The sequence below is a fragment of the Janibacter sp. LM genome (assembly GCF_039631275.1).
Lineage (GTDB): Bacteria > Actinomycetota > Actinomycetes > Actinomycetales > Dermatophilaceae > Janibacter > Janibacter terrae.
On record NZ_JBDIVG010000016.1, the window covers coordinates 123,190 to 147,861 of the forward strand.

Here is a 24,672-nt window from a genome sequence, read left to right on the forward strand (position 1 = left end):
CGACGAAGGGCGTCACCGTGACGGTGACGCCCTTCGAGTGTGGCTCCGGTGGCCAGGGGCGGGGTCGAACCGCCGACCTTCCGATTTTCAGTCGGACGCTCGTACCAACTGAGCTACCTGGCCGAGCCGGTCCGAACCGGACCAGCGAGCGACCCTGACGGGACTCGAACCCGCGACCTCCGCCGTGACAGGGCGGCGCGCTAACCAACTGCGCTACAGGGCCTTGATGGTGCAAGGCTTCTTGCGTATCCCCAACGGGATTCGAACCCGTGCTACCGCCGTGAAAGGGCGGGGTCCTAGGCCGCTAGACGATGGGGACCCGTCTCCGAGAACCCCTCGCTACGCAGCAGGCAGCACCCGAATCCGTCGAGGACTCGGAAAGCATACGCAGACACTCGCCGGATCGCCAAAACGAGTCATTCCGGCCGTGCCCAGGCGGCCAGACGGTCGGCGTCCCACGTCGTGACGATGCGCTCCAGCGGCACCCCGAGACGCTCCGCGCGCTCGGCGCCGTAGGCCTTCATCTCCAGCTGGCCGGGGGCGTGCGCGTCGGAGTCGACGGCGAAGAGGCAGCCGATCTCCAGGGCCAGCTCGACGAGCTCGTCGGGTGGGTCGCAGCGCTCGGGGCGGGAGTTGATCTCCACGGCGACGTCGTGCTCGGCGCAGGCCTCGAAGACCGCCCGTGCGTCGAACTCGCTCTGCGGCCGCGTCCCGCGACCGCCCGTGACGAGCCGGCCGGTGCAGTGCCCGAGGACGTTGACCCGGGGGTTGCTCACGGCCGCGACCATGCGCCGGGTCATCGGGCCCTTGGCCATCCTGAGCTTGGAGTGCACGGACGCGGTGACGAGGTCGAGGCGGGCGAGCATCTCCGGCGTCTGGTCCAGCTCGCCGTCGTCGAGGATGTCGACCTCGATGCCGGACATGACCCGGAAGCTGTCGCCGAGCGAGGCGTCGATCTTGGCGAGCAGGTCCAGCTGCTGCGAGAGGCGTTGTGCCGTCAGCCCGTTGGCGATCCGCAGGCGGGGGGAGTGGTCGGTGAGGACCATCCACTCCTGCCCGAGCTCGTAGGCCGTGAGCACCATCTCGTCGATCGGGCTGCCGCCGTCGGACCAGTCCGAGTGCAGGTGGCAGTCGCCGATGATCGCCTCGGCGTACGCCTCGCCGCCCTCGACGAGCGGGCCGCCGTGCTCCTCCTGCTGGCGGGCGAGGTAGTCGGGCATCTCGCCGCGCACGGCCTGCTCGATGACGCCGGCCGTGGACTTCCCGATGCCGGCGAGGTCGGTGATGGTGCCGTCCTCGACCCGCTGCGCGACCTCCCCTTCGGCCAGGCCGCGCAGGACCTTGACCGCGCCGCGGAAGGCCTCGACGCGCCGGGTGTGCTGGCGCGCGCGCTCGAGGAGGAAGCCGACGCGCCGGAGTGCCTCGACCGGGTCGACCGGGGCCTGCAGGGGCTCGAGGGACCTCATCGCGTCACCACGAGGTGTGCAGGGGCCGGCCCTCGGCGAACCCGGCGGTGGACTGGAGGCCGACGAGGGCGCGCTCGTGGAACTCCTCGAGCGTCGTCGCCCCTGAGTACGTGCACGAGCTGCGCACCCCGCCGATGATCTCGTCGATGACGTCCTCGACGCCCGGCCCGGCGGGGTCGATGTACATCCGCGAGTTGGAGATGCCCTCCTCGAAGAGCGACTTGCGCGCCCGGTCGAAGGGGGAGTCCGTCGCCGTGCGGTTCTGCACCGCCCGCGCGGAGGCCATGCCGAAGGACTCCTTGTAGCTGCGACCGTCGGCGTCGGTCACGAGGTCGCCCGGGGACTCGAGGGTCCCCGCGAACCACGAGCCGATCATGACATTGCTCGCCCCGGCGGCCAGGGCCAGCGCGACGTCGCGCGGGTGGCGCACCCCGCCGTCGGCCCACACGTGCTTGCCGAGCTCGCGGGCCGCTGCCGCGCACTCGAGCACCGCCGAGAACTGGGGCCGTCCCACCGCGGTCATCATGCGGGTCGTGCACATCGCCCCCGGCCCCACGCCGACCTTGACGATGTCGGCGCCGGCCTCGATGAGCTCGCGGGTGCCCGCGGCCGAGACGACGTTGCCGGCGACGACCGGCACCTGCGGGTCGAGGGCGCGCACGGCAGCGAGTGCCTCGAGCATCTTGGTCTGGTGCCCGTGCGCGGTGTCGACGACGAGGACGTCGGCGCCCGCCGCGAGCAGGGCCGCGGCCTTGCCGCCCACGTCGCCGTTGATCCCGACGGCGGCGGCGACCCGCAGCCGCCCGTCCGCGTCGACGGCGGGGCTGTACATGCTGGCGCGCACCGCGCCCTGCCGGGTCTGGATGCCGACGAGCTTGCCGTCGGCGTCGACGACGGGGGCCACCCGGCGGCGCGCGCGGTCCAGCTCCTCGAAGGCCGCTCGCGGGTCCGCGTCGGCCGGCAGCGTCATGAGGTCGGGGGACATGACGTCCTGCACCTGGGCGAAGCGGTCGACCTGGTCGAGGTCGCGCTCGGTGACGACACCGATGGGCCGCCCCCCTTCGACGACGATGCCCGCACCGTGGGCGCGCTTGTGGATCAGCGCGAGCGCCTCGCCGGCCGTCGCCGTCGGCGCGAGGGTGATCGGGGTGTCGTGCACGAGGTCGCGGCTCTTGACGAAGGCGATGACCTCGGCGACGACGTCCACCGGGATGTCCTGCGGGATGACGGTGAGGCCGCCGCGACGGGCGGTCGTCTCGGCCATGCGGCGCCCGGCGATGGCCGTCATGTTGGCGACGACGAGCGGGATCGTCGTGCCCGTACCGTCGCCCGTGCGCAGGTCGACCTCGTGGCGGCTCGCCACGTCGCTGCGCCGCGGCACCATGAAGACGTCGTCGTAGGTCAGGTCGAGCTGGGGCATCAGGCCGTTGAGGAAGTCCACGATGACGAGTCTAGGTGCGTCGGTGGGGGAGGATCTGGGCGTGAGCTTCCTGCACGAGACCCCCGCGGACGCCCGTCGCCGCGCCGCCCTGCGCCGCATGCGGACGGTGGCCACCGGCCTGCTCGTCCTCGCCGCCGTCGTCTTCCTCGCTACGCTCCGGCTCGACCACGACGGGGTGTGGGGCTTCGTCAACACCGCCGCCGAGGCCGCGATGGTGGGCGCGCTCGCGGACTGGTTCGCGGTCACCGCGCTCTTCCGGCACCCGCTCGGCATCCCCGTGCCGCACACGGCCCTGGTCAAGAAGCGGAAGGACGAACTGGGGCGCAACCTGCAGGAGTTCGTCACGGAGAACTTCCTCACCGAGGAGATCGCGCGGGACCGGCTCGCCACCGCCCGCGTGGCCGAGCGGCTCGGCGCCTGGCTCCTCGTGCCGCGGCACCGTCGACGGGTGCTCGAGGAGATCGCCCGGGGCGGGACGCGGGCGCTGGAGCGGGTGGAGGACCAGGACGTCCACGACTTCCTCGCCGAGCTGCTGCTCCCGCGCCTCGCGCAGGAGCCGGTCAGCCCGATCCTCGGCTCGCTCCTCGAGGGCGTCGTCGACGGCGGCAACCACACGGGCCTGGTCGACCTGGGCATCGACGAGGTGCGGCAGTGGCTCGGCGACAACCCGCACCTCTTCAAGCAGGTCGTCGGGGACAAGGCTCCCTGGTGGACCCCCGAGTGGGTCGACGACAAGGTCATCGACTGGACCTACCGGCAGGCCCTCGGCTGGCTCGACGAGATGCGTCGCGACGCGCATCACCCCGCCCGGGTCGCGCTCGACGACCTGCTCCAGCGCCTGGCCTCCGACCTGCAGCACGACTCCGACGTCATGGCGAGCGCCGAGGCGCTCAAGGAGCGGCTGCTGGCGCACCCCCAGGTGCCGACGAGCGCGGTCGCCGTGTGGCAGTCGCTGCGCACCTCGTTGCTCGGCGCGATGGCCGAGCGGGAGTCCTACTTCTGGAGCCGCGGCGACGAGCTGCTCACCCACCTGGGTACGCACCTCGTCGAGGACGAGGCCTGGCAGCAGCGCCTGGAGACCCATCTGGGCGAGGTCGTCGCCTTCTTCGTCAACACCTACGGCGACGAGCTCGCCGAGGTCATCTCGGTGACCGTCGAGCGCTGGGACGCCGACGAGGCGAGCGAGCGGATCGAGCTCTTCGTCGGCCGCGACCTGCAGTTCATCCGGATCAACGGCACCGTCGTCGGCGCGCTCGCCGGCCTGGCGATCCACACGGTCGCCGTCCTCCTCTCCTGACGACGAGGACGAAGGGGGGACCTCCCCTTCGCCCGCGGTGGGTCACGTCATGCACTACACCGGGGGCGATGGTGCACGACGTGACCCTCCACCGGGCTCAGCGGTGGGCGGCGAAGATCGCCCGCCGCTCGAGGTGCGCCGGGGTGTGCACCGGCAGGTCGGCGGGGTGGAGGTCGCCGCTCGGGCGGGGAGCAAGGCCCAGCCGCATCGCCGGGCGCTCGACGAGCCGCCACGAGGCGATCGCGAAGGGGAGCGTGCACGCGAAGGAGACGAGCCCGAAGACCGGCGCGGGGACGAGCGCGCCGAGGCCGAGCATGCCGAGCAGCTGCTGCACCGGCCAGCCGTAGACGTAGAGGCCGTAGGAGACGTCTTCCCGCGCGGCGATCCGGGTGCGCCAGGTCGCGCCGGCATGGAGCAGCGCGTAGGCGAGCGGGATCGGGGCGAGCAGGTTGAGCGCCGTCTCCGAGGTGGCAGCCAGCCCGGCGACCGTGAGGGCGGCGAGCACCGCGACCGGGGTGCTCGTGCGCAGCCGGTCGCGCAGCGCGTACGCGAGCACGCCGACGGCGAAGAAGGAGAAGAGCCGCAGCGCGCTCGTGATCATGTGCGCGGGGCCGGAGAGGTCGCCGACCAGCCACGACAGCACCGGGAGGGCGACGGCCGCGATGCCCGCGCTGAGCGCGAGGTGGCGGCGGACCCAGCCGATGCCGAGGGCGGCGCCGCACAGCAGGTACGCGGCGAACTCGTGCACGAGCGTCCACAGCGAGCCGTTCCACATGCCGGGGTTGGGCGCGCCGGCGAGCGTCCCGCCGATCGTCGGGTTGGTCATCAGGAGCATCGCGTTGTCGAGCACGTAGGCGAGCGACTGGGCGGGGTCCCACCCGTGGCCGCCGAGGAGGCCGCCGAGCGGCGCGAGGACGAAGGCGGTGACGGCCAGGCAGGCCCAGAACCCGGGGAAGATCCGCTGTGCCCGGCGCCGGATGTACGTCCCGAAGCCGTTGCGCAGCCGGCTGCCGGCGATGAGGTAGCCGGACAGCGCGAAGAACCCGCCCACGCCGATCGCCCCGAGCCGCTCCATCGCGCTGGGCCCGTAGCCGCCGAGCGGCCACGCGTGGGCGAGGATCACCGCCGCGGCGAGCAGGAGGCGCACCGCGCCCAGCGAGTTGTCGCGGGTGGACAGGGCGGCACCGACAGAGGAGGGCATCACCTCGACGGTAACGAAGAGGTAACGGCCCGTCACCTCGGGGTGGCGTGGCCTCCCTCACCCGGACCGCTCGTCTGCATTGCCCTAGGGGAATGCAGACGTCGTGGGGTCAGCGCAGGGGGTCGAAGGGGGTGAGCTCGGGGGCGGGACGTCCGGTCACCATCGTCTCCGCGAGGAGCTGCCCGGTCGCGGGGCCGAGCGTCATGCCCCACATGCCATGGCCTCCGGCCACGTGGACGAAGGGGGACCCCGTCGCCCCGATGAGGGGGAGGCCGTCGGCGGTGCAGGGCCGCGAGCCGACCCACTCGTCCTGCCGGTCGTCGAGGTCGACGCCGGTGAGGTACGGGCGGCTGGCGTCGACGATCGCGTCGATGCGCCGCGGGTCGAGCGCGGCCTCGGGCTTGCGGAACTCCATCATCCCGGCGACGCGCAGCCGGCCGCCGAGCGGCGTGCAGGCGACGCGCTGGACCGGCAGGTACACCGGGCCGCGCGGCTCGTGCTCGATCGGCACGGAGAAGCTGTACCCGCGCCCGGCCTGCACGTGCTCGCGCACGCCGAAGGGCTTGGCGAGCGCGTCGAGCCAGGTGCCGGTCGCGACGACGACCCGGTCGAAGCGCTCGTCGCCGGCGCCCGAGATCGTGAGGCGGACCCCCTTCGCCTCCTCCGTGATCGCGGTGACCTCGGCGCCCTCGCGGATCTTGCCCCCGCGGGCGCGCACGGAGTCGGCGAGGGAGTCGACGAACTCGCCGGGGTTGAGGTAGCGCTGCCCGAGGAGGCGGATGCCGGCGCCGATGCGGTCGGAGAAGGTCGGCTCGGCCGCGCGGACCTCGTCGCCGGTGAGCTCCTCGAAGCCGACCTCCTGGCCGGACGCGGCGATGTGCTGCAGCTCGGTGAGGAGGAACTCGGTCTCGGCCTTGGTCTCGTAGCCGGCGATGAAGGACTTCGCCTCGTGCGCGGGGGCGGTCACCCCGCCGGCGGCCAGCACGTCGAAGGCCGGCAGGGCGCGGCCGTTGATCGGCACGAGCGCCCGCATCGAGAGCGACCACCGGCGCATCGTGCTGTTGCGGGTGAAGGCGGCGAGGAACTTCAGCAGCCGCGGGTCCGTCGTCACCGGCACGTAGACGGGCGAGGCGGGGGAGATCACGGCCTTGATGCCGTAGGAGAGGACGGCCGGGTCGGGCAGCGGCGTCGAGATGCCCGGGGTGATCCAGCCGGCGTTGCCCCACGACGAGCCGGCGGCGACGCCGGTGCGGTCGAGGACCTCGACCTCGACCCCGTGCTCCTGCAGGAACCACGCGGTCGACAGGCCGACCATGCCGGCGCCGACGACGGCGACCTTGCGGGGGGCTGGGGTGGGGCTCATGACGTCCTCTCGTGCTGGTCGCCGCAGGGTCTCCGCGGGCTCCAGCCCACTGTGCCCCACGTCACAGGTGCGTGGCAAAGAGGGGCGAAGGGGAGTGCCTGGGCATGTGAACGCACTGACCATGCCCCTCAGCCAGGCGCCGAGCCCCTATGAGAGAGCGGCACGCCCTGCCCGAGCGCTTCAGTCGAACCGGACGGAGCGACCTACCGGGGCCGACGGGGAGGTCGGCGGCTGAACTCTTGCGTGCAGGGCGAGTGTTGCGAGGACCAGAAAGCCCCCGACCAGCAGTCCACCCGCGGCGCTCCTCCAACTTTCCGAGAACGACCCGTGCATCAGCGCCCAAGCAGGCACGGCCGCCGTCAAGATCCCTTCGACCAGGGCGACGGCCCCGGTGAGGGCCCCGAGGCGCGACCGGTCGAGGCCCAGCAGAAGGAAGAAGAGCAACCAGAGTCCAGCCCACGCCATCCAGATGACCCCGAACACGGGAGCGTTGTCTCTGAAGTTGAGGATCGCGTACCCCACGGCCGCGACCGCGACGAAGAGCGAGAACCACCCGAGGCCATGACCGGGGAGGTCAGCTAGGGCATTGATGCCCACCCAGAGGTAGGTGAAGCCGAACAGGTACAGTCCAGCCGCAGCCGCGACGACGGACTCGTCGCCGCCCGATGTCACGATGAGGTAGGTCGGGGTGAAGATCTGCATCGCTCCGACGAACAGGTTGAGTGGGGCGGCCCCTCGTGGCGAGACCCCGCCCAACAGCATGACGCCATTGACGATGAGGACGGCGCCGACGTAGAAGAGTCCGACGTTGGACATTGAAATTCACCTCCTGGTGTCCCGGTGGCCGATCGCGACTGGCGATGGGCCACCGGGACAAACGAGATCACTCGGGCTTGGGCAGGATGTCTTTGTCGAAGATGTCCAGCGGGACCTTGAGGACGACAGCCGCGTTCGGGATGTCGACGATCCCACCGACGTGCATCTCGCAAGGAGCGACCGAGATGATCGTGTACGCCTGCTCCGGGGTGTACCCGAACTTCCCGAGGTACTCGATCGCCTGCTCGAGGGCCTGGACCGCGGCCATCGTGGTGTCGAGGTACTTCTGGTCCGATCCGTTGGCCGAGAGACCGGTGAACGAGAGGTACCGGGTCCCGAACTGCGGGTCGAAGGGAGACGGTCGGAACATGGGCGTGCGGACGCCGTAGCGGGCCATGCCGTCCTTGACGACGCCGAACCGGTACCAGCCGACGCCATCCATCTCAATGGCGTTCCAGGTGACCTCCCCGTCCCCTTCGGCGAAGTGGAAGTCGCCGGAGGAGAAGAGTGCTCCGTCCACGAAGACCGGGTAGTAAACGCGTGATCCTCTCGAGAGGTTCTTGATGTCCATGTTCCCGCCGTTCTCACGAGGCGGGATGGTCCGCGCGGCTGTTTCGGCGACCCGGCGCCAGTCGTCACCCTCGAGATCTCTGAGCACCGCTTGGTCGATCGCGTCCGCCCGGGGCCCGGCGAGCCCGTCGGCAATGAGCGGGTCCTCGCGGTCATTCCAGATCTTGAGCAACTCGTGGGACGGCGCGACGCCCATGATCCCGGGGTGGCTGATGGCCGGGATCTCGACTCCTGGGATCTGGCGGCTCGTGGCATAGGTGCCGTGCAGATCCCAGACCGTCTTGTACCCCTCCGGGAACGAGGACGCGAGCGGCCCGCCCATGCCGGGGAGGATGTTCGAGTAACCGACCCCCGACAGCGGTTGTACGTCGAGGACGTCGACGACCAGCAGGTCGCCGGCCTTGACACCGTCGACGCGCACCGGACCGGTCAGTGGGTGTGTGCGCGTCAGGTCGAAGCTGTGGATGTCGCCATCGTCATCGACGTCCTGCAACTGGTAGTCGTCGTAGCCCCCTGTCTCGAGGATCAGCTCGTCACCGATGCCGACCTCCACCAGTGGCGGAATGTCCGGATGCCACCTGTTGTGACCGAGGTGCTTCTGCTCAGCCAGCGGGACACCGACCTCGCAGCTGAACCTCTTGACTCCCAGATCCCGCGTCTTGAAGCGGGAGACGCCCGAACGAGTGAAGTCCGTGTCGTCAGTCATGACGTGCCTCCTTGTCGAGTAGGTGGCACCAAAGTACTTCCACATGGAAATAAGTCAAGAGATCTTTTCAAGGAGCGCCGCCAGGGTCGCGGCCTCCCAGTCCGCGAGTGCGCCTAACTTGGGGTCCAAGGCCTCCGAGATCCGAGATGCAGCCTGACCGTGCCAGACGCGCCCGCGCTCGGTCACGCCGACCAGAACTCGGCGACGGTCCATGCCATCGAGGGTCCGGTGGACCAACGCACGGTCAACCAAGCCATCAATGATCCTTGTCAGACTCGCCGCAGGTATCCCCAATGACGAACTGAGTTCACTCATCGTGCGCCCCTCGCTCCCTCGCGCCAAGGCATTGACGACCTGCCACTGCGGCACGCCCAGGCCCTTCTCAGTCAGGGCGGAGGCTATTGACCTCTGGAGCGTTCCCGAGAGGCTCAGGACACGACTGGCCAGTTCGTCGGGAGGCAGCAGGCGGCCTCCCGACGAACTGCCCTTGACGGCATCGCGCTTCCCCTGCATACTCCCCAACTATTCCATATGAGAGCGTCTCCCCCCTCGTCGACCCCTACGGAGGCCGCATGGAGCCCCTCCGGATCGGTCTTGCCATCCCCCTTCAGGGGCCAGCGGGCATTTTTGGCCCATCATGCGAGGCTGCAGCTGCACTGGCGGTCGCCCAGCTCAACGAGCGTTCCGGGATCCTTGGCAGGCACGTTGAGCTCGACGTGGTGGACGCCGGAGCTCCGATAGAAACCTTCTGCGACCTCACGACGAAGAAGGTCCGTTCGGGGGAGCTGCACGCCGTTGTGGGCTGGCACATCTCGTCGGTTCGTCAGCACATTGCCCCGGTCCTCGCTCACCATGACGTCCCCTACGTTTACACCTCCCTGCATGAAGGGGCTGGCCAAGAAGAGGTTCTGTGCTCGGGCGAGACACCAGCCCTGCAGGTCCTGCCCGGCCTGCGATGGCTGAGGGAACAGATGGGTATCCGGCGGTGGGCCGTCGTGGGCGCCGACTACGTGTGGCCCCGCCGCACCATGGGCGCCATCCGGCACTTCGCCTCTCTTGCTGGCATCGAGATCGTCCACGAGGAGACGGTGGCCTACGGCAACCGTGACTTCCGGGCAGTCTTGGGCCGCATAGCCGAAACACACGCGGAGGGGGTGGTCATGCTCCTCGTCGGACGAGACGCGGTGCTCTTCAACCGTCAGTTCGGGACCCAAGGACTGCACGAGCGGCTGCTGCGGTTCACGCCGCTGATGGAGGAAAACATGCTCCTCGCGTCCGGGGCGACCGCCACCCGCAACCTCTTCGTCGCGGCCGCGTACTTCAACACGCTCGCAACCGCTTCCGCACTCAACTTCGGGGGTTCGTACGCCGCTCGCTTCGGCTCGGCCGCGCCAGCACTGAACAACGCCGGGGAATCCTGCTACGAAGGCATTCTCGCGCTGGCTGCCTGCGCCGATGCGGCCGCCAGCCCGAACGCGAAGGCGATGCTGGCGAGGGTGGCGGACGCCGGGGTGACGTACGAAGGTCCGCGCGGGACCGTCCGGATCGGGCGGGGCGAATCTCAGCAGGCGGTGCACATCGCCAGCGCCGATGACAACGAGTTCACCGTCTTGGGGGCCCTGCCAGGTCGACCTCTCGCCGGCTGATGGTGGGAGGCGCATGTGCACGACCTGCCGCCCTCGTGGGACGTTCATGACGCGAAGGAGCCACCAAGGGTCAGGCTCTGCAGGCCCGCCGGAGGCACAAGACTCAGCAACCCACGACTCCACTCCGACCGGCTCACGAGCGAGTTCTACTCCCTGCCGCCCCCTAAAGGGAAGGAATGTTAACGCTGTCGTAGAAAGGTGCTGCGCGCCCTTCAGCCAGCGCGTCCTCTGAACTCGTCGTAGGTGCCCCCGAGATAACCCAGCAGCATCTGCCTGAAGTCGAGGTTGGCGAAGAACTGGTTGAACAACAGGTCGCTGTTCTTGTCGTGGCGTTCCAGCAGCAGGCCCTTGATCTTCTCCTCCAGGACGAGCTCGAACTGGGAGCGGTCGTTGTGCAGGGCGACCGCTTGCATCTCGTCGTCCTCCATGACGACGGTCCACTGCTGGTCGACCCAGACCTTGTCGGCCTCGCCCAAGTCGGCGCCGTACTTCTCGTTCATCACCGCGATGAGCGCCGAGAGCTTGTCGAGCATCGCCTCACTCGCCGAGCCCTTGCCCTCACCCGGCAACGCCACGCCCGCCTCATCGGCCCCTTCAAGGGCTATCGCGCCTTCACTGGTCACCGACAGACGCAGGTGGGTCAGCTGGACGCTCTTGCTCAGCTGCGGCATCGGGTCCGACTCAGCCGCGGGCAGGTCAGTGAGCAGCAGCTTGCCGTAGAGGAAGAGCCGTTCCAGTGACGCGTCGGCCCAAGGCATGACCTGGGCGACGAAGGCGTACGCGCGCACGAAGTGCGTCAACGTCGTGCGGAACGACTCCTGCGCATCCTCGTCCAGGGTGAGGAACCGCCCGACGGCGGTGCCGACATTGCTGTAGATGATCGGCTGCTGCTTCGGCTCGTCCGACAGCAGCGCCGTGGTGGCCGCATCCATCTCGTCCAGCGACAGCACGCCAGCGGACATCAGGTCGTGCTCCATCGTGTAGAGCAGGTTCGGGTCGGTCGGCTGCGCCAGGGACTGCTCGTAGAACGGCTCGAACGCCTCCTGGATCTCCTCGGCGGTGTTGGCGAAGTCCAGGACGAAGGTGTCCTCCTTGCCCGGGTGCATCCGGTTCAGGCGGGAGAGGGTCTGCACGGCCTTGACCCCCGCGAGCTTCTTGTCGACGTACATCGTGTGCAGCAGCGGCTGATCGAACCCGGTCTGGTACTTCTCCGCGACGACCAAGACCTGGTACTCCTCCTGGAACCGTTTGGGCAGCTGGGTCTCGGGGAACCCGTTGAGCATCGCCTCGGTGTAGGCGATCTCCGGGGCGTCGGGGTCCGTGACCGTCCCACTAAACGCCACCAGCGCGCGAAGGGGGTGGCTGCCCTTGTCGTAACCCTTGCGCTCGATGTACTTGTCGATCGCTTCCTTGGTGCGCACCGCATGCAGCCGGGAGCGGGTGACCACCATCGCCTTGGCCTGACCGTCGATCTTGTGCGCGGACTTCTGCCGGAAGTGCTCGACGATCACCTCGGCCTTGGCGTCCATCATGTACGGGTGCAGTGACGCGAACCGCGCCAACGCCGCCCGGCCCTTGGCCGAATCAACCTCGGGGTCCTCCCGCGGAGTGGCCGTGGCGAGCTTGTAGTACGTGGAGTAGGTCGTGTAGTTCGCCAGCACGTCGAGGATGAACCCCTCGTCGATCGCCTGACGCATCGAGTACGTGTGGAAGGGAACTCTCACCCCGTCGGCGTTGGTCTGCCCGAAGGTCTCGAGGGTCTTCGGCTTCGGGGTCGCGGTGAACGCGAAGTAGGACAGGTTCGACTGCTTGCCCCGGTTGCGGGCCGACTCGATTAGCGCATCATCCGGGGCCTCGCCCGCCTCGGCCTCGGCCTCCGCGGCTTCAGCCGCCGCCAACGCGTCGTCGTTGGAGGCCAGCACCTGCTTCAGCTTCTTCATCGAGTCACCCGTGGTCGAGGAATGCGCCTCGTCCACGATCACCGCAAACCGGCGGCCCGCGACACCCTTCGCCTCACCCTCGACGGCCTCCTCGGCGGCGAGCTTGGCGACGACAGGGAACTTCTGCAGCGTCGTGATGATGACCCGCGCCCCGTGCCCGGCCAACGCGTCGCGCAACTGGTCGGACTTGCCGTCGATCCGCACGATCGTGCCCGGCGTGTGATCGAGCCCCGCCACGGTGTCCTGCAACTGCCGATCGAGCACGCGCCGGTCGGTGATGACGATGACCTTGTCGAAGATCGGCTGGTCACCCGCGTCGTGCAACCGGGAGAGGGAGTGCGCTGTCCAGGCGATGGTGTTGGACTTGCCCGACCCGGCCGAGTGCTGGATCAACCGATCCACACCCGCACCGTCCTCGTACGTCGCCGCCAGGAGCGAGCGGACCGCGTGCCACTGGTGGAACCGCGGGAACAACACCCGATCGCCCTCGACGTGGATGAACGTCGCGATCAGGTCCAGCCACGCGTCCTTGTCCCAGACCTGCTCCCACAGGTACGCCGACTGGTAGCCCTCGCTCGGCGGATTGCCTGCCGCACCCGGATTCCCCGGCCCGGCGGTGCCCTGGTTGAACGGCAGGAACCGCGTCGCCTCACCCGCGAGCGTCGTCGTCATCGCGACCTGATGCGGGTCGACCGCGAAGTGCACCAGCGTGCGCTTGGCGAAGATCCGATCGTGCGGGTTCCGGTCGGTGCGGTACTGGTTCATCGCCTGCTCCAGCCCCTGCCCGGTCAGCGGGTTCTTCAGCTCCGCTGTGGCCACCGGCACGCCATTGACCACTAGCACCAGATCGAGCGAGTCCGCGGGTCGGGACTCCGAGTGGTGCAGCTGACGCACGACCGCGCACCGGTTCGCCTCGTACCGCTCCTGGAGCTCGGGAGCGAGGGTGTTGGCCGGCTTGAACCAGCACATCCGCACCGTCACACCGGAGTCCTTGACCGTCCCACGCAGCACGCTGACCGTGCCTCGGTGATCGATCGCGTCCGCGACGACCTTGACCAGCCGCTGCCGCGCCGTCGCCTCCCCGCCGTGGCGGGTCACAAGCTGCTGCCACGCTCTGGGCTGCGACTCCTGGACGAAGGCGATGACCTCCTCCGGGAACAACCCCAGGTCCCGGTCGTACGACGAAGGGGGCACCGCCCCCCACCCATGCGACGTCAGGTGCGTCTCGATGTTCCCCTCGAAGACCGCCTCGGTCGTGTTGCCCATCAGCTCACCCCGGAATGCTCGAACCAGCAGTCGACACGTCCAACTCACCCGTCACCGCCGCCGTGATCAACGACGACTTGTACTCGGTCAGCAGAACGAGAGACTGCCTAAGCGCAGACTGGTGTCCTTTCGAACGTTCCTTGACCGTTCGGGCAGCTTGTCCGATGCGTCGCTGCTCGGCACCGCTGGGAACGGGGAGCGGGACTCGCCTCAGGTCGCCGATGTTTATGCCTCTGATCGTGGCACCCGTGACCCGTTGCGCGATTTCACTCTGCACTGAAGGCGCTTCGAGAGCCGCTCGAAGCCAGTCGCGGTCACAGTTCCACGTGGCAATGCGCGCCGAGTCTTGAGTCAAATTTGCCTGGCGCAATTCCTTTGGCACAGAAGCAACTTCCCCGACACTCCCACGTATGGCGATAACGAAATCGCCGGGTTGGACCCGGCTCCGTGCGTAGGCAGCCTCGATCTTGGGGTCAGTCTGATTCAACTCAAGACGCGCGAGCCGCCCCGAGCCTATGTCGCCACCCTTGATGATGGGGACGCCCCCGGGATAGTGAGGTCCTGGCAGGACGATCCCATACTGGATCGGACGGGCCGGGTTCGTGAGTGCTTGTAGGGGACGGCGGCTCTGTGCTGGTGACTGTCCCACGAGGTCGTCCAAGCTCGCGGCGGCCTCTTCAACCGCGAGCTCCATCTGCTCGCGGCGGGCGGCGATGATCCGGTCGATCCGGGAGACCCGGTCGTCGAGGAAGTCCGCGATCCGCCGCTGCTCGTTCTGTGTCACGAGTGGGATCGGGGCGGAACGCAGGCCACTGAGACCGATGCCGTATCTGGATATGCCAGCAGCGTGGTTGCTGAAGTGCTCGAGTACCGGCCGGCTCCGCAACGCCCAGTTCAGGAATCGCCCGTGGGTCACGGAGAATGGTCGTGCGATGGCGAGGTGGTAGCCGCACACGAAGTCATCAGCTTCTCCGTCAACGAACGCTGAGACCCCAATGTCCTTCGGGTCCTCGGAGTCTTTCGTGAAGACTGAGTCGCCCACCTGCAGACGGTTCTTCCGGATCTCCTCGGCAGTCGCGGTCGCGCGCATCAGGTCTGGTCCGGGGCGGACCCGATCCTTCTTGTATGCGTCCGTGTAGTTGCACAGTTGGACTGGTAGCTCGCCTTCGATCGCGTGCTTGTCGACGCTGCTTGTCCACACATCGGCTACGTGACGAATCGGGACGGTCTTCACAGCCCGAGGCCCTTCATCCAGCCTTGAATCTGAGTCTCGAGATCCTTGATCTCGGCCGCGATCTCGCTGACCGGCCGTGGCGGTTCATAGACGTAGAACTGCCTGGTGAAGGGGATCTCGACGCCAACCTTGGTCTTGCTGTGGTCGAGCCACGCGTCGGGGACGTAGGGGTGGATCTCGTCGGTGAGGTGGCGTTCGGCCTCCTTCTCCAAGACAGCCGGGCGACTTCCTTCGTCGAGGTCGAAGAAGCCCTCTGGCAGGGGCACGTTCTCCTGGTCGCGCAGGTCCGGGTCCGGGTCCGGCTTGCCCTTCTTCTCGATCGCAGGCGCGTCCGGGTCAGCGGTAGCACAGGCCTTCGCGAAGATCTTCTTGTCCTTCGTCGACAACTCAGCTACCTCGGCGAGCAGAGCCTTCTCGGTCTCGAACCGGCGCCCCACCAAGTCCGCGAAGGCCGCGAAGGGCTCAGTGGCGACGGCCTCCGGGGTGACTTGCCACCTGCGCCGCAGGGGCCGCTCGACGGTGATGCGCTGGAAGCCGAACTCCTCCCGGACGAGCACCCGCACCCGCGGGTCATCCGCGAACTCATCCCGCGCCCCGCCGTACAACCGGGTGATCTCGGCGATCGCATCCGCTGTGAGCTCCTTTCGCTTGTCCCCGAGGGACTTGCGCATCTTGGTGCCCAACCCCCGACCGTCGACGAGCCGAACGAGGCCGCGGTCCTGCTCGTCCTTGCTGTTGGTCAGGATCCACACGTAGGTGGAGATGCCGGTGTTGTAGAACATCTGGTCCGGCAGCGCGACGATCCCCTCGAGGTAGTCCTGCTCGAGGATCCACCGACGGATCTCCGACTCGCCCGAGCCTGCCGCCCCGGAGAACAACGGCGATCCGGACAGGACGATGCCCACACGGGAGCCGGAGGGCTTCATCTTGGCCAGCATGTGCTGCAGGAACAGCAGCGACCCGTCCGAGACTCTCGGGATGCCTGCCCCGAAGCGCCCGTGGAAACCTTGGTTCTCGTGCTCGTCCTTGATCGGCTGGGCGTAGGACTTCCAGTCCACCCCGTATGGCGGGTTGGCGAGGATGAAGTCGAACCGCTCGCCGGGGAAGGCGTCCTGGGTCAGGGAGTTGCCGAAGGCCATCTGACCCGGGTCGGTGTCCTGCATCATCAGGTCCGACTGCGCAATCGCCCAGGTCTCCGGGTTCAGCTCTTGTCCGTACACCTGCACTCGCGCCGCGGGGTTGGCTTCGGTGATGCCGTGCGCGGCACCCATGAGCATCCCGCCCGTGCCAGCTGCGGGGTCGTAGACGGTGCGCACCGGCTTGGGGTTGGCGGCGAGCTCCTGCGAGGTCTCCCCGTGGAGGAGCAGATGGACCATGAGGTCGATGACCTCGCGCGGGGTGTAGTGCTCACCCGCGGTCTCGTTGGACATCTCGGAGAACTTCCGCAGCAGCTCCTCGAAGATGTAGCCCATCGCCTCGTTGCTCACGGCGTTCGGACGCAGGTCGAGGTCGGCGAAGTCGGCCAACACCGGGTAGAGGATGCCCGCGCGGTCCATGCGGGCGATCTTTGCGTCGAAGTTGTAGGCCTCGATCACGCCGTAGGCATCCGCGGACAGGCGGCGGATGTAGCTGGCCAGCTGCTCGGCGAGCTCCTTGTCGTTCTGGAGCATGGAGGTGAAGGTCAGCGGCGAGAGGCTGTAGAAGCGTTGTCCCGCTACGTGCTTGAGCACGTAGTCCATGCCCTCGTCCACGCTCTTCGCGGCGGACTTGCGGTCGCTTTCGAGAGCGCCCAGGCGGACGGCCTGGTCGAGCACGGCCTCTTTCGTCGGGGCCAGCACCGCATCCATGCGGCGCAAGACCAGCAGGGGCAGCATCACCGACCCGTACTCGTGCTGCTTGAACGTCCCCCGAAGCTTGTCCGCGACCTTCCACACGAACGCGACCTTGTCCGCGAACCCGACCGGCGCCATCTCTCTCCCTTGCCCTGGGCATGTGGTGGTCACCATACGGGCCAACGGACGAGCGTTGCCGAGTGGAGCAGACGATGTGGCTGAGTAGCGGCTTCAGTCGGTTGCAACGGTTGGGTCACGAGGCAAGGCCTTGATTGCGCGACGCCTCGAACCTCCGCACCGTGCAAGGTATGAACCCCAATACGCGCCCCGACCCCGCTCACCCCTTCGAGCTCCTCGACTCCCGAGCCCGGCCTGAACGGCCCGGCTCGACCTGTAACCTCCCCTCTGGGGTTTCTGTGTTGATTCTTCCCAGGGTTTTCCCCAGGGAAGTTCCAACTAAACTCCCCATCCCTCGGGCCTCTAGCTCAACGGTCAGAGCTGCGGACTTTTAATCCGTAGGTTGTGGGTTCGAATCCCACGGGGCCCACCCACCACGACAGGAGCGTGAGACGTGACGGCAGGCGTCGCCCTGGACCTCGTCCTCGTCCTGGCGCTCGCCCTGCACGCCGTCGCGATGTACCGGGTCGGGCTGGTCACCAGCGCCTTGTCCGTCCTCGGGTTGCTCGCCGGGGGCCTGCTCGCCCTGTGGGGGCTGCCCGGTGTCATCGACCGGCTGGGCCCCGTGGCCGACGACCCCCTGCTGCGCACCCTGGCCATGGTCGTCGGGGTCGTCGTCGTGGCCGGCCTCGGGCAGCAGCTCGGCGGGCTGCTCGGCGTGAGCCTGCGAGGGCTCGTCCGGCTGCGCCTCGCCCGCCATCTCGACTCGGTGCTCGGCGCGGCCGGTGCGCTCGTCGTGGGCGCGGTCCTCGTCTGGCTCGCGGCCGGCGCCGTGGTCGCTGCCCTGCCCGCGCCACCGGAGGCGATCACCTCCTCGCGGGTCGTCCAGGGCATCGACCGGGTCATGCCCGCCGGCGCCGACAAGGTCATGAGCAACGCCTACCGCTCGCTCGGGCCGGACGGCCTCCCCCGGGTCTTCACCGGCGTCGGCGCCGAGCCGATCATGCCGGTCGACCCGCCGTCGGCGGACGTCGTCCGGGGGCGGGGGATCGAGGCGGCGGCGGCCTCCGTGGTCAGGGTCGCCGGGCAGGCCGAGTGCGGCCGCGGGCAGACGGGCAGCGGCTGGGTCGCCGCGCCGGGCCGCATCGTCACCAACGCGCACGTCGTCGCCGGAGTCGACCACCCCTCCGTGCAGGTCGGCGGTACCGGCCCGGCCCATGACGCGACCGTCGTGGCCTTCGACCCCCGACGCGATGTCGCGGTCCTCGCCGTCCCGGGACTGGACGCCCCCGCGCTGCCGACCGGCCCGGCGCCGTCGCGCGGGGACGACGTCGTCGTCGCCGGGTTCCCGCTCGGCGGCCCCTACGACCTCGAGCCCGGCCGGGTGCGCTCCTCCCTCGAGGCGCGCGGCGCCGGCATCGACGGCAGCACCGGTGTCGTCCGTGACATCTACTCCGTCAACGTCCTGGTCGAGCACGGCAACTCGGGCGGCCCCCTGCTCACGCCTGCCGGGCAGGTCGTCGGGACGGTCTTCGCCACGTCCCGGACGCATGACCGCACCGGCTACGTCCTCACCCTCGACGAGACCCGATCGGTCATCGCGCAGGGCACGCGGTCGACCACAGCGGTCCCGACCGGGGCGTGCGTGTCGTGACCGACCTCGACCTCCACCTCGAGCGGGAGCGGGTCCAGCGCCGCACGCTGCGCGTCGTCGTCGCGAGCCAGGTGCTCGGCGGCGCCGGCCTGGCCGCCGGCATCGCGGTCGGGGCGCTGCTCGCCGAGGACATGCTCGGGTCGGAGGGACTGTCCGGCCTGCCGACGGCCCTGTTCACCCTCGGGTCCGCGCTCGCCGCCTTCCTCGTCGGGCGCTCGAGCCAGCGGCTCGGCCGCCGGGTCGGGCTCGGTCTCGGCTTCGCCGCCGGAGGGCTCGGCGCCGCCGGGGTCGTCCTCGCCGCGGTCATCGACAGCGTGCCCCTGCTCTTCGTCACCCTCTTCGTCTACGGCGCGGGCACGGCGACCAACCTGCAGGCCCGCTACGCCGGGACCGACCTCGCCCCTCCCGAGGGTCGCGGGCGCGCTGTCAGCGTCGCCATGGTCTCGACGACCTTCGGCGCCGTCGCCGAGCCCAACCTCATCGAACCCATGGGCAGCCTCGCCGCCGGCATCGGGATCCCCGTGCTCGCCGGGCCCTTCCTGCTGTCGGCGGTCGCCTACCTCGCCGCCGGCGCGGTCCTGCTGCTCCTCCTGCGCCCCGACCCCTATCTCCTCGCCCGGCGCATCGAGGCGGCGAGCGCGGTGGACGACGCGGCCGGGCCGGTGGTCGTGCCGCGGCCGGGCGTCGGGGCGTGGGTCGGGGCCGCGGTCATGGTCCTCACCCAGGTCGCCATGGTCGCGATCATGACGATGACCCCGGTGCACATGCGCGCCCACGACCACGGGATGGGCGCCGTCGGGCTCGTCATCAGCCTGCACGTCGCGGCGATGTTCCTCCCTTCGCTCGTCACGGGGGCGCTCGTCGACCGCGTCGGCCGCACCCAGATGGCGGTCGCGGCCGGCGTGACCCTGCTCGCCGCCGGCCTCGTCGCCGCCGTCGCGCCGACCGACTCGCTCGGGCTGCTCGTCCTGGCGCTCGTGCTCCTCGGGCTGGGTTGGAACTTCGGCCTGATCTCCGGCACCGCGCTCGTCGTCGACGCGACCGTCCCCGCCAATCGGCCGGGCACCCAGGGCACGATCGACGTGACGATCGCCCTCTCCGGCGCCGGCAGCGGCGTCATGTCGGGTGTCGTCATGGCCTCGACGAGCTACGCCGCCCTCGCCCTCGCCGGCGGCCTGCTCGCGCTCCTGCTCGTCCCCGTCCTGCTGTGGGCGAAGGGGGTCAGCGCACCGCCCGTGCCGCGTTGACGACGCCCTCGCCGAAGATGCCGTTGCGCTCGGTCGTGCCGACGCAGCGGACGCTCCCTTCGTCCGGGGGGCACGGCGCATCGGTGGCGCTCTGCTCCAGCTTCGCCGCGACGTCGGCAGGGGCCATCCGGTCGCCGTGGGCGCTGATGACCAGCGCGGCGACGCCCGAGGCGTGCGGGGAGGCCATCGACGTGCCCTGCAGCCAGGTGTAGAGACCACAGCGGCCGTCGGGGTCGGGATCGGTGTCGCCGATGCCGGTCGGGCAGCCGCGCACGACGCGCCGCGCACCCTCCTCGGTCACCCGCCCCCGGTCGTCGATCGCGCCCTCCGCGAGGGCGAGGTCGCGCGGCATCGCGGACAGCACGCCGCCCATGCCGTCGGTCTCCTCGCCACCGGGTGCCGCCACGTCGACCTGGTCGCGGTCGAGCACGGAGGTCCAGTTGGAGAAGGTCGAGCGCTGCCCGTCCTCGTCGACCGAGGCGACACCGATGACGTGCTCTCCGTCGAGGGGGAGGCGCTCGCAGCGCTGCGGGTCGACGCGCCGGGAGCGGGTCTCGCCGCCGTAGTTGGGGCTCGTGTCGTCGCGGCGGGCGGCGCCGACGTCGCTGGACTCGTTGCCGGCCGAGCTGATGAGCGTCACGCCGGCCTCGTGGGTGAGGTCGTGGGCACGGTGCATGAGCTCGATCGCCACGTCCTGGGCGTCGGCCTGCTCCGGGGTGTCGCCGGGGGCGCCGCCCCGGCAGGCGAGCAGCCACGGGTCGAGGTAGAAGCTCATGTTGACCACGTCCAGGCGCTGGTCGGCCGCGTGCGTGAGCGCGTTGACCGTGGGGCCGAGGAAGAACATCCCCGAGTCCTGACCGGCGCGCAGGTCGACGAGGGTGGCGCCGGGCGCGACGCCGATGACGCCGAGGTCGTTGGCCGCGGCGGCGATGGTCCCCGCGACGTGTGTGCCGTGGCCGTTGTCGTCGGTGCCGACGGGATCGACGCAGCCCTTGCTCTCGCACCGCCCGTCGAGGTCGACGATGTCGGCGACGAAGCTCTCGGACAGCTGCGTGTCGAGCACCGGTGCGAGGTCGGGGTGCGTGGCGTCGACGCCGGTGTCCATGACGCCGACGCGCACCTCGCGCCGCCCCTGCGTCACCTGGTGCGCACCGCTCGCGTCGATCGTCTCCATGCCCCAGAGGAACCCGTCGAGCGGGTCGCCGCCCTCCGGCGCCGCGGGGGGCGAAGGGAGGTCCCGCGCGGGTGTGGTGTCGCCGGGCGTCGGCTCGGCGGGCGGCTCGGGCGTCCACCCGGCCTGTCGGTCGGTGACGGCCGCACCGACCCCCTCGATCGCCTCGGCGCGCTCGGCGACGTCGTCGTCCTCGCTGCGCAGCGTGATCATGCCGACCGCGGAGTTGGTCGAGGTGAGGTCGAAGCCGTCGGCCTCGAGCGCGTCGGCGACCTGCGTGGTGTCGCCGGGCTCGTCGACGAGGACGACCCAGTCACGGCCCTGCGCCGGTGGGTCGAAGAGCTCGAAGGAGGACTGCGCCCGCGTGCTCGACGGCGTGCTCGACGGCGTGCTGGAGCTGCTCGTGGGGTCGCCGTCGTCGGAGGAGCCCTCGAGGAGCGAGCAGCCGCTCGCCGCCAGGGCCAGCGTCGCGGCGCCCGCCGCCATGGCCGTCCACCTGCGTCGCTGCACGTCGTCCCCCTTCGTCCCTGCCGGAGGCAGCAGTCTGTCAGAGGCGTCGTCACGGCCCACCGTGCGTGGCGTAGGGTCGGCCCCGAGTCAGACGCACATCCGTGCAGAGGGAATCCGGTGCAAATCCGGAGCTGTCGCGCAGCGGTGAGGGTGACTGACGAGGCACGTCCACTGGACCCACGTGGTCCGGGAAGGAGCCCCGTCGGGACGAACCCGAGTCCGAAAACCTGCTGGCTCGCTCGTCATCCGACCGGGCCTCGCGATCTGGGCCCCCGATGCACCTGGAGCCCTCGTGTCCCATGACCGCCCCGGCGGCCGCCGCGTCCCTGTCGTGCCGCTGCTCGCCACCCTCACCGGCCTGACCCTCGTCAGCGCCGTGGTCTCGCTCGCCCTGGGCTCGGAGCCGCTGCGCGTCGGTGGTGTCGTCGACGTCCTGCGGGCCCGGCTCACGGGGGTCCACGGACCCGACCCCACGTACGACACGATCGTCTGGGAGCTGCGCGCCCCGCGCATCGTCCTGGGCATGGTCGTGGGCGCGGGCCTGGCCGTGGCCGGCGCGTGCATGCAGACCCTCGTGCGCAACCCGCTCGCCGACCCCTACCTCCTCGGTGTCTCCTCGGGTGCGGGCGTCGGCGCGACCCTCGTCATCGTGCTCGGGGTGCTCAGCGGGTTCGGGGTGTGGGCGCTCTCGCTCGGCGCCCTCGCGGGCGCGTTGGTGGCGACGGCCCTCGTCCTCGGGGTCTCGCTGTGGCAGGGCGGGATCACCCCCCTTCGCCTCGTGCTGACGGGCGTGGTGATGTCTGCCGCCTTCTCCTCGGTCTCGAGCTTCCTCGTCTTCTTCAGCGCCGACCCGCGGGCGACGCAGTCGGTGCTCTTCTGGCTGCTCGGCAGCCTGTCCGGGGCCGTGTGGGACCAGGTGCTGCCGTCCCTGCTCGTCGTGGCCATCGGGCTGGTCGTGCTCCTGGCGCTGCACGCCTGGCTCGACGCGCTCGCCGCCGGGGGCGACGTCGCCGCCGCGCTCGGGGTGCCGGTGCGGGCCCTGCGGACCGGGCTCTTCGTCCTGACCTCCGTGCTCGTCGGCGTCCTCGTCGCGGTCTCCGGCGGTATCGGGTTCGTCGGTCTCGTCGTGCCGCACCTGGCGCGCCTCCTCGTCGGCGCGCTTCACCGCAACGTCCTGCCGGTCGCCGCGGTGGGGGGCGCGCTCCTCATGCTCTGGGTCGACGTCGCCGCCCGGGTCGTCGTGCGCCCGCAGGAGATCCCGCTGAGCGTCGTCACGGGCCTCGTCGGGGCGCCGATCTTCCTGCTCCTCCTCGGCCGTCGTCACTACACCCACTCCGGGGGCGGCGCATGAGCCACCTCACCTGCCACGGCCTCGCCTGCGCGGTCGGCGGCCGCACGGTCGTCACGGACGTCGACCTGAGCGTCGCGAAGGGGGAGATGCTCGCCCTCGTCGGCCGCAACGGCAGCGGCAAGTCCACGCTCGTCCGCACCCTCGTCGGGCTGCTCCCCGCGGTCGCCGGGACCGTCCACGTCGACGGCACCGACCTGCGTGGCCTCACCCCGCGCCGGCGCGCCGGCCGCCTCGCGTACGTCGGCCAGGAGGAGGGCCCGCCCGAGGACCTGCTCGTCGGTGAGATGGTCGCCCTGGGTCGCGTCCCGCACCGTGCACCGTGGTCGGTCGGGGCGAAGGGGGAGCACCACCTCGTCCTCGATGCCCTCACCGCCGTCGGGCTGGCGCACGAGGTCGACCGGCCCTGCCAGCACCTGTCCGGCGGCGAGCGCCGCCGCGCGATGCTCGCCCGCGGGCTCGCCCAGGGCACCGACCTGCTGGTCCTCGACGAGCCGACCAACCACCTCGACATCCACCACCAGATCCAGCTGCTCGACACCGTCCGTGGGCTCGGGCGCACGGTCCTCGCGGCCGTGCACGACCTGTCCCTCGCGGTCTCGCACTTCGACCGGGTGGCCGTGCTCCACGAGGGTCGGCTGCACGCGGTGGGGGAGCCGACCGAGGTGCTCACCCCGCAGCTGGTCCGTGAGGTCTTCGGGGTCGAGGCCGTCCAGCTCACCGACCCGGCGACCGGTCGGGTCCACCTCTCCCTCGGCCCGGGCGCCCTGCCCGTGGCCGCCGACCGGAAGGCGCTCGCATGACCTCCCTTCGTCCGGCCCGCGCCGCCGCGGGCGTCCTCCTCGCCGGGACCCTGCTCGCCGCCTGCGGGAGCTCCGAGACCCGTGACGTCCCGCGCCCGGCCGAGGTGACGCTCGACAACTGCGGCACGGAGGCGAGCTTCCCCTCGCCGGCGCAGCGGATGTACGTCGCGGGCGACGGCAACCTGCTCGCGATGGTGCTCTCCCTCGGCGCGCAGGACCAGGTCGCCGGGGTGAGCGGCCTCGACGGTTCGCGGCGGGCGCTGTCGACGGCCTACGGTGCCGACGTCGTGGACGGGCTGCCGGTCGCGACCAAGGACTACCCGAGCATGGAGAACGTCATCGCCAGACGGCCCGACGTCATGCTCGCCGGCTGGAGCTACGGCTACTCCGAGGACAGCCGGCTCACCCCCGACCTCCTGCGTGAGCGGGGCGTCGCCGGGTACGTCTTGTCGGAGAGCTGCCGCCGGACGGACGGCCGCCGCGGGACGATGCCCCCGTGGGAGGCGCTCGAGGCCGACCTCGACAACCTCGGCGCGATCACCGGTCGCGAGGACGAGGCGAAGGGGGTCACCGCCGACATCTCCCGCCGGCTGGCCGCGCTCGAGGAGGCCCCGCAGGCGACGGAGGCACCGACGGTCTTCCTCTTCGACTCCGGCACCCAGCAGATCTTCACCTCCGGCGCCTACGGGGCACCGCAGGCGATCATCGAGGCCGCCGGGGGGCGCAATGCCACCGCGGGCGTCAAGGACACGTGGACCGAGGTGTCGTGGGAGGAGCTGGTCAGCTCGCGCCCGGACTACATCGCCTTCGTCGACTACGCCGGGCAGAGCTACGAGGACAAGGTGCGGGTCCTCGAGTCCAACCCGGCCACCCGCGACCTGCCCGCCGTCACGGAGGAGCGCTACCTCAACCTGCCGATCTCGGCGTGGACGAGCAGCCCGCTCAACATCGACGCGGCGGAGTCGCTGCGGCGCGGGCTCGAGGAGCACGACCTCGTGCCGGCGAGCCCCATCGAGCCCGAGCACGACCTGGCGGTGCGGTGAC

18 protein-coding genes, 4 tRNA genes and 1 riboswitch are annotated in these 24,672 nt (G+C 70.2%); of the genes, 8 read left to right on the plus strand and 14 right to left on the minus strand.

Annotated elements, in window-relative coordinates; translation table 11 throughout:
- Positions 1–49 precede the first annotated feature (49 nt).
- The 5 genes from ABC138_RS10140 to ABC138_RS10160 all read right to left on the minus strand — a co-directional run bounded on the left by ABC138_RS10140 (position 50) and on the right by ABC138_RS10160 (position 2,907).
- Positions 50–123 (minus strand) — tRNA-Phe (locus tag ABC138_RS10140).
- A gap of 26 nt (positions 124–149) precedes the next feature.
- Positions 150–223, minus strand: a tRNA-Asp gene (locus ABC138_RS10145).
- A gap of 23 nt (positions 224–246) precedes the next feature.
- Positions 247–319 (minus strand) — tRNA-Glu (locus ABC138_RS10150).
- A gap of 97 nt (positions 320–416) precedes the next feature.
- The gene (locus tag ABC138_RS10155) at positions 417–1,466 is read right to left on the minus strand and encodes a PHP domain-containing protein (RefSeq protein ID WP_068327005.1); all 1,050 of its coding nucleotides are present in this window, start codon (positions 1,464–1,466) and stop codon (positions 417–419) included.
- Positions 1,467–1,470: 4 nt separating this feature from the next.
- Positions 1,471–2,907 carry a GuaB1 family IMP dehydrogenase-related protein gene (locus ABC138_RS10160; RefSeq protein ID WP_218005601.1) on the minus strand — a complete coding sequence of 479 codons (1,437 nt, stop codon included), beginning with the start codon at positions 2,905–2,907 and terminating at the stop codon, positions 1,471–1,473.
- Between the two features lie 40 nt (positions 2,908–2,947).
- On the opposite strand from ABC138_RS10160, the gene ABC138_RS10165 reads away from it, so the two are divergent.
- Complete coding sequence (locus ABC138_RS10165; protein ID WP_068424931.1) at positions 2,948–4,204, plus strand: DUF445 domain-containing protein; 1,257 nt, start codon at positions 2,948–2,950, stop codon at positions 4,202–4,204.
- A gap of 97 nt (positions 4,205–4,301) precedes the next feature.
- Here the strand turns inward: ABC138_RS10165 and ABC138_RS10170 are convergent, their stop codons facing one another.
- The 5 genes from ABC138_RS10170 to ABC138_RS10190 all read right to left on the minus strand — a co-directional run bounded on the left by ABC138_RS10170 (position 4,302) and on the right by ABC138_RS10190 (position 9,373).
- Positions 4,302–5,405, minus strand: a complete 1,104-nt coding sequence (locus ABC138_RS10170) for an acyltransferase (protein ID WP_345913608.1) — start codon at positions 5,403–5,405, stop codon at positions 4,302–4,304.
- A 109-nt stretch (positions 5,406–5,514) separates the two neighbouring features.
- Positions 5,515–6,768 (minus strand): FAD-dependent oxidoreductase, encoded by a 1,254-nt coding sequence (locus tag ABC138_RS10175; protein ID WP_345913609.1) that lies wholly within the window; start codon positions 6,766–6,768, stop codon positions 5,515–5,517.
- 180 nt (positions 6,769–6,948) lie between these two features.
- Positions 6,949–7,584 carry an AmiS/UreI family transporter gene (locus ABC138_RS10180; protein WP_068424921.1) on the minus strand — a complete coding sequence of 212 codons (636 nt, stop codon included), beginning with the start codon at positions 7,582–7,584 and terminating at the stop codon, positions 6,949–6,951.
- Between the two features lie 67 nt (positions 7,585–7,651).
- Complete coding sequence (locus ABC138_RS10185) at positions 7,652–8,860, minus strand: acetamidase/formamidase family protein (RefSeq protein WP_082807654.1); 1,209 nt, start codon at positions 8,858–8,860, stop codon at positions 7,652–7,654.
- Between the two features lie 54 nt (positions 8,861–8,914).
- Complete coding sequence (locus ABC138_RS10190) at positions 8,915–9,373, minus strand: MarR family transcriptional regulator (protein WP_345913610.1); 459 nt, start codon at positions 9,371–9,373, stop codon at positions 8,915–8,917.
- A gap of 59 nt (positions 9,374–9,432) precedes the next feature.
- On the opposite strand from ABC138_RS10190, the gene ABC138_RS10195 reads away from it, so the two are divergent.
- A complete protein-coding gene (locus tag ABC138_RS10195) occupies positions 9,433–10,506 on the plus strand; it encodes a substrate-binding domain-containing protein (protein WP_068326987.1) in 1,074 nt (357 codons plus the stop codon).
- 212 nt (positions 10,507–10,718) lie between these two features.
- Here ABC138_RS10195 and ABC138_RS10200 read toward each other — a convergent pair whose 3' ends face one another.
- From ABC138_RS10200 to ABC138_RS10210, 3 genes are read right to left on the minus strand one after another with little or no spacing between them, the layout of a single operon-like run.
- Entirely contained in the window at positions 10,719–13,712 is a 2,994-nt protein-coding gene (locus ABC138_RS10200) for a type I restriction endonuclease (protein WP_345913611.1), read from the minus strand.
- Positions 13,713–13,716: 4 nt separating this feature from the next.
- Positions 13,717–14,946 (minus strand): hypothetical protein, encoded by a 1,230-nt coding sequence (locus ABC138_RS10205; protein ID WP_345913612.1) that lies wholly within the window; start codon positions 14,944–14,946, stop codon positions 13,717–13,719.
- Positions 14,943–16,916: a class I SAM-dependent DNA methyltransferase gene (locus ABC138_RS10210; RefSeq protein ID WP_345913613.1), complete on the minus strand. Its 1,974-nt coding sequence runs from the start codon at positions 16,914–16,916 to the stop codon at positions 14,943–14,945. Before ABC138_RS10210 ends, ABC138_RS10205 begins: the two co-directional genes overlap by 4 nt.
- Positions 16,917–17,252: 336 nt before the next feature.
- On the opposite strand from ABC138_RS10210, the gene ABC138_RS10215 reads away from it, so the two are divergent.
- The 3 genes from ABC138_RS10215 (at position 17,253) to ABC138_RS10225 (ending at position 19,796) form a co-directional block, all read left to right on the plus strand.
- Positions 17,253–17,325: transfer RNA gene (locus ABC138_RS10215), tRNA-Lys, on the plus strand.
- 24 nt (positions 17,326–17,349) lie between these two features.
- Positions 17,350–18,549 carry a MarP family serine protease gene (locus ABC138_RS10220; RefSeq protein ID WP_338538923.1) on the plus strand — a complete coding sequence of 400 codons (1,200 nt, stop codon included), beginning with the start codon at positions 17,350–17,352 and terminating at the stop codon, positions 18,547–18,549.
- Positions 18,546–19,796 carry an MFS transporter gene (locus ABC138_RS10225; RefSeq protein ID WP_345913614.1) on the plus strand — a complete coding sequence of 417 codons (1,251 nt, stop codon included), beginning with the start codon at positions 18,546–18,548 and terminating at the stop codon, positions 19,794–19,796. The genes ABC138_RS10220 and ABC138_RS10225 overlap by 4 nt, the downstream gene beginning before the upstream one ends.
- On the opposite strand, the gene ABC138_RS10230 is transcribed toward ABC138_RS10225, so the two are convergent.
- A complete protein-coding gene (locus ABC138_RS10230) occupies positions 19,771–21,477 on the minus strand; it encodes a S8 family serine peptidase (RefSeq protein ID WP_345913615.1) in 1,707 nt (568 codons plus the stop codon). The two genes, ABC138_RS10225 and ABC138_RS10230, sit on opposite strands and share 26 nt — an antisense overlap.
- A gap of 60 nt (positions 21,478–21,537) precedes the next feature.
- Positions 21,538–21,727: riboswitch (cobalamin riboswitch) on the plus strand.
- 42 nt (positions 21,728–21,769) lie between these two features.
- Between ABC138_RS10230 and ABC138_RS10235 the strand changes: the two genes are divergently transcribed.
- From ABC138_RS10235 to ABC138_RS10245, 3 genes are read left to right on the plus strand one after another with little or no spacing between them, the layout of a single operon-like run.
- On the plus strand, positions 21,770–22,828 hold the full coding sequence (locus ABC138_RS10235) for an iron ABC transporter permease (RefSeq protein WP_345913616.1): 1,059 nt from the start codon (positions 21,770–21,772) through the stop codon (positions 22,826–22,828).
- The gene (locus tag ABC138_RS10240) at positions 22,825–23,628 is read left to right on the plus strand and encodes an ABC transporter ATP-binding protein (RefSeq protein WP_345913617.1); all 804 of its coding nucleotides are present in this window, start codon (positions 22,825–22,827) and stop codon (positions 23,626–23,628) included. Before ABC138_RS10235 ends, ABC138_RS10240 begins: the two co-directional genes overlap by 4 nt.
- Positions 23,625–24,671 (plus strand): ABC transporter substrate-binding protein, encoded by a 1,047-nt coding sequence (locus ABC138_RS10245; protein WP_345913618.1) that lies wholly within the window; start codon positions 23,625–23,627, stop codon positions 24,669–24,671. Before ABC138_RS10240 ends, ABC138_RS10245 begins: the two co-directional genes overlap by 4 nt.
- The last annotated feature ends 1 nt before the right edge of the window (position 24,672 follow it).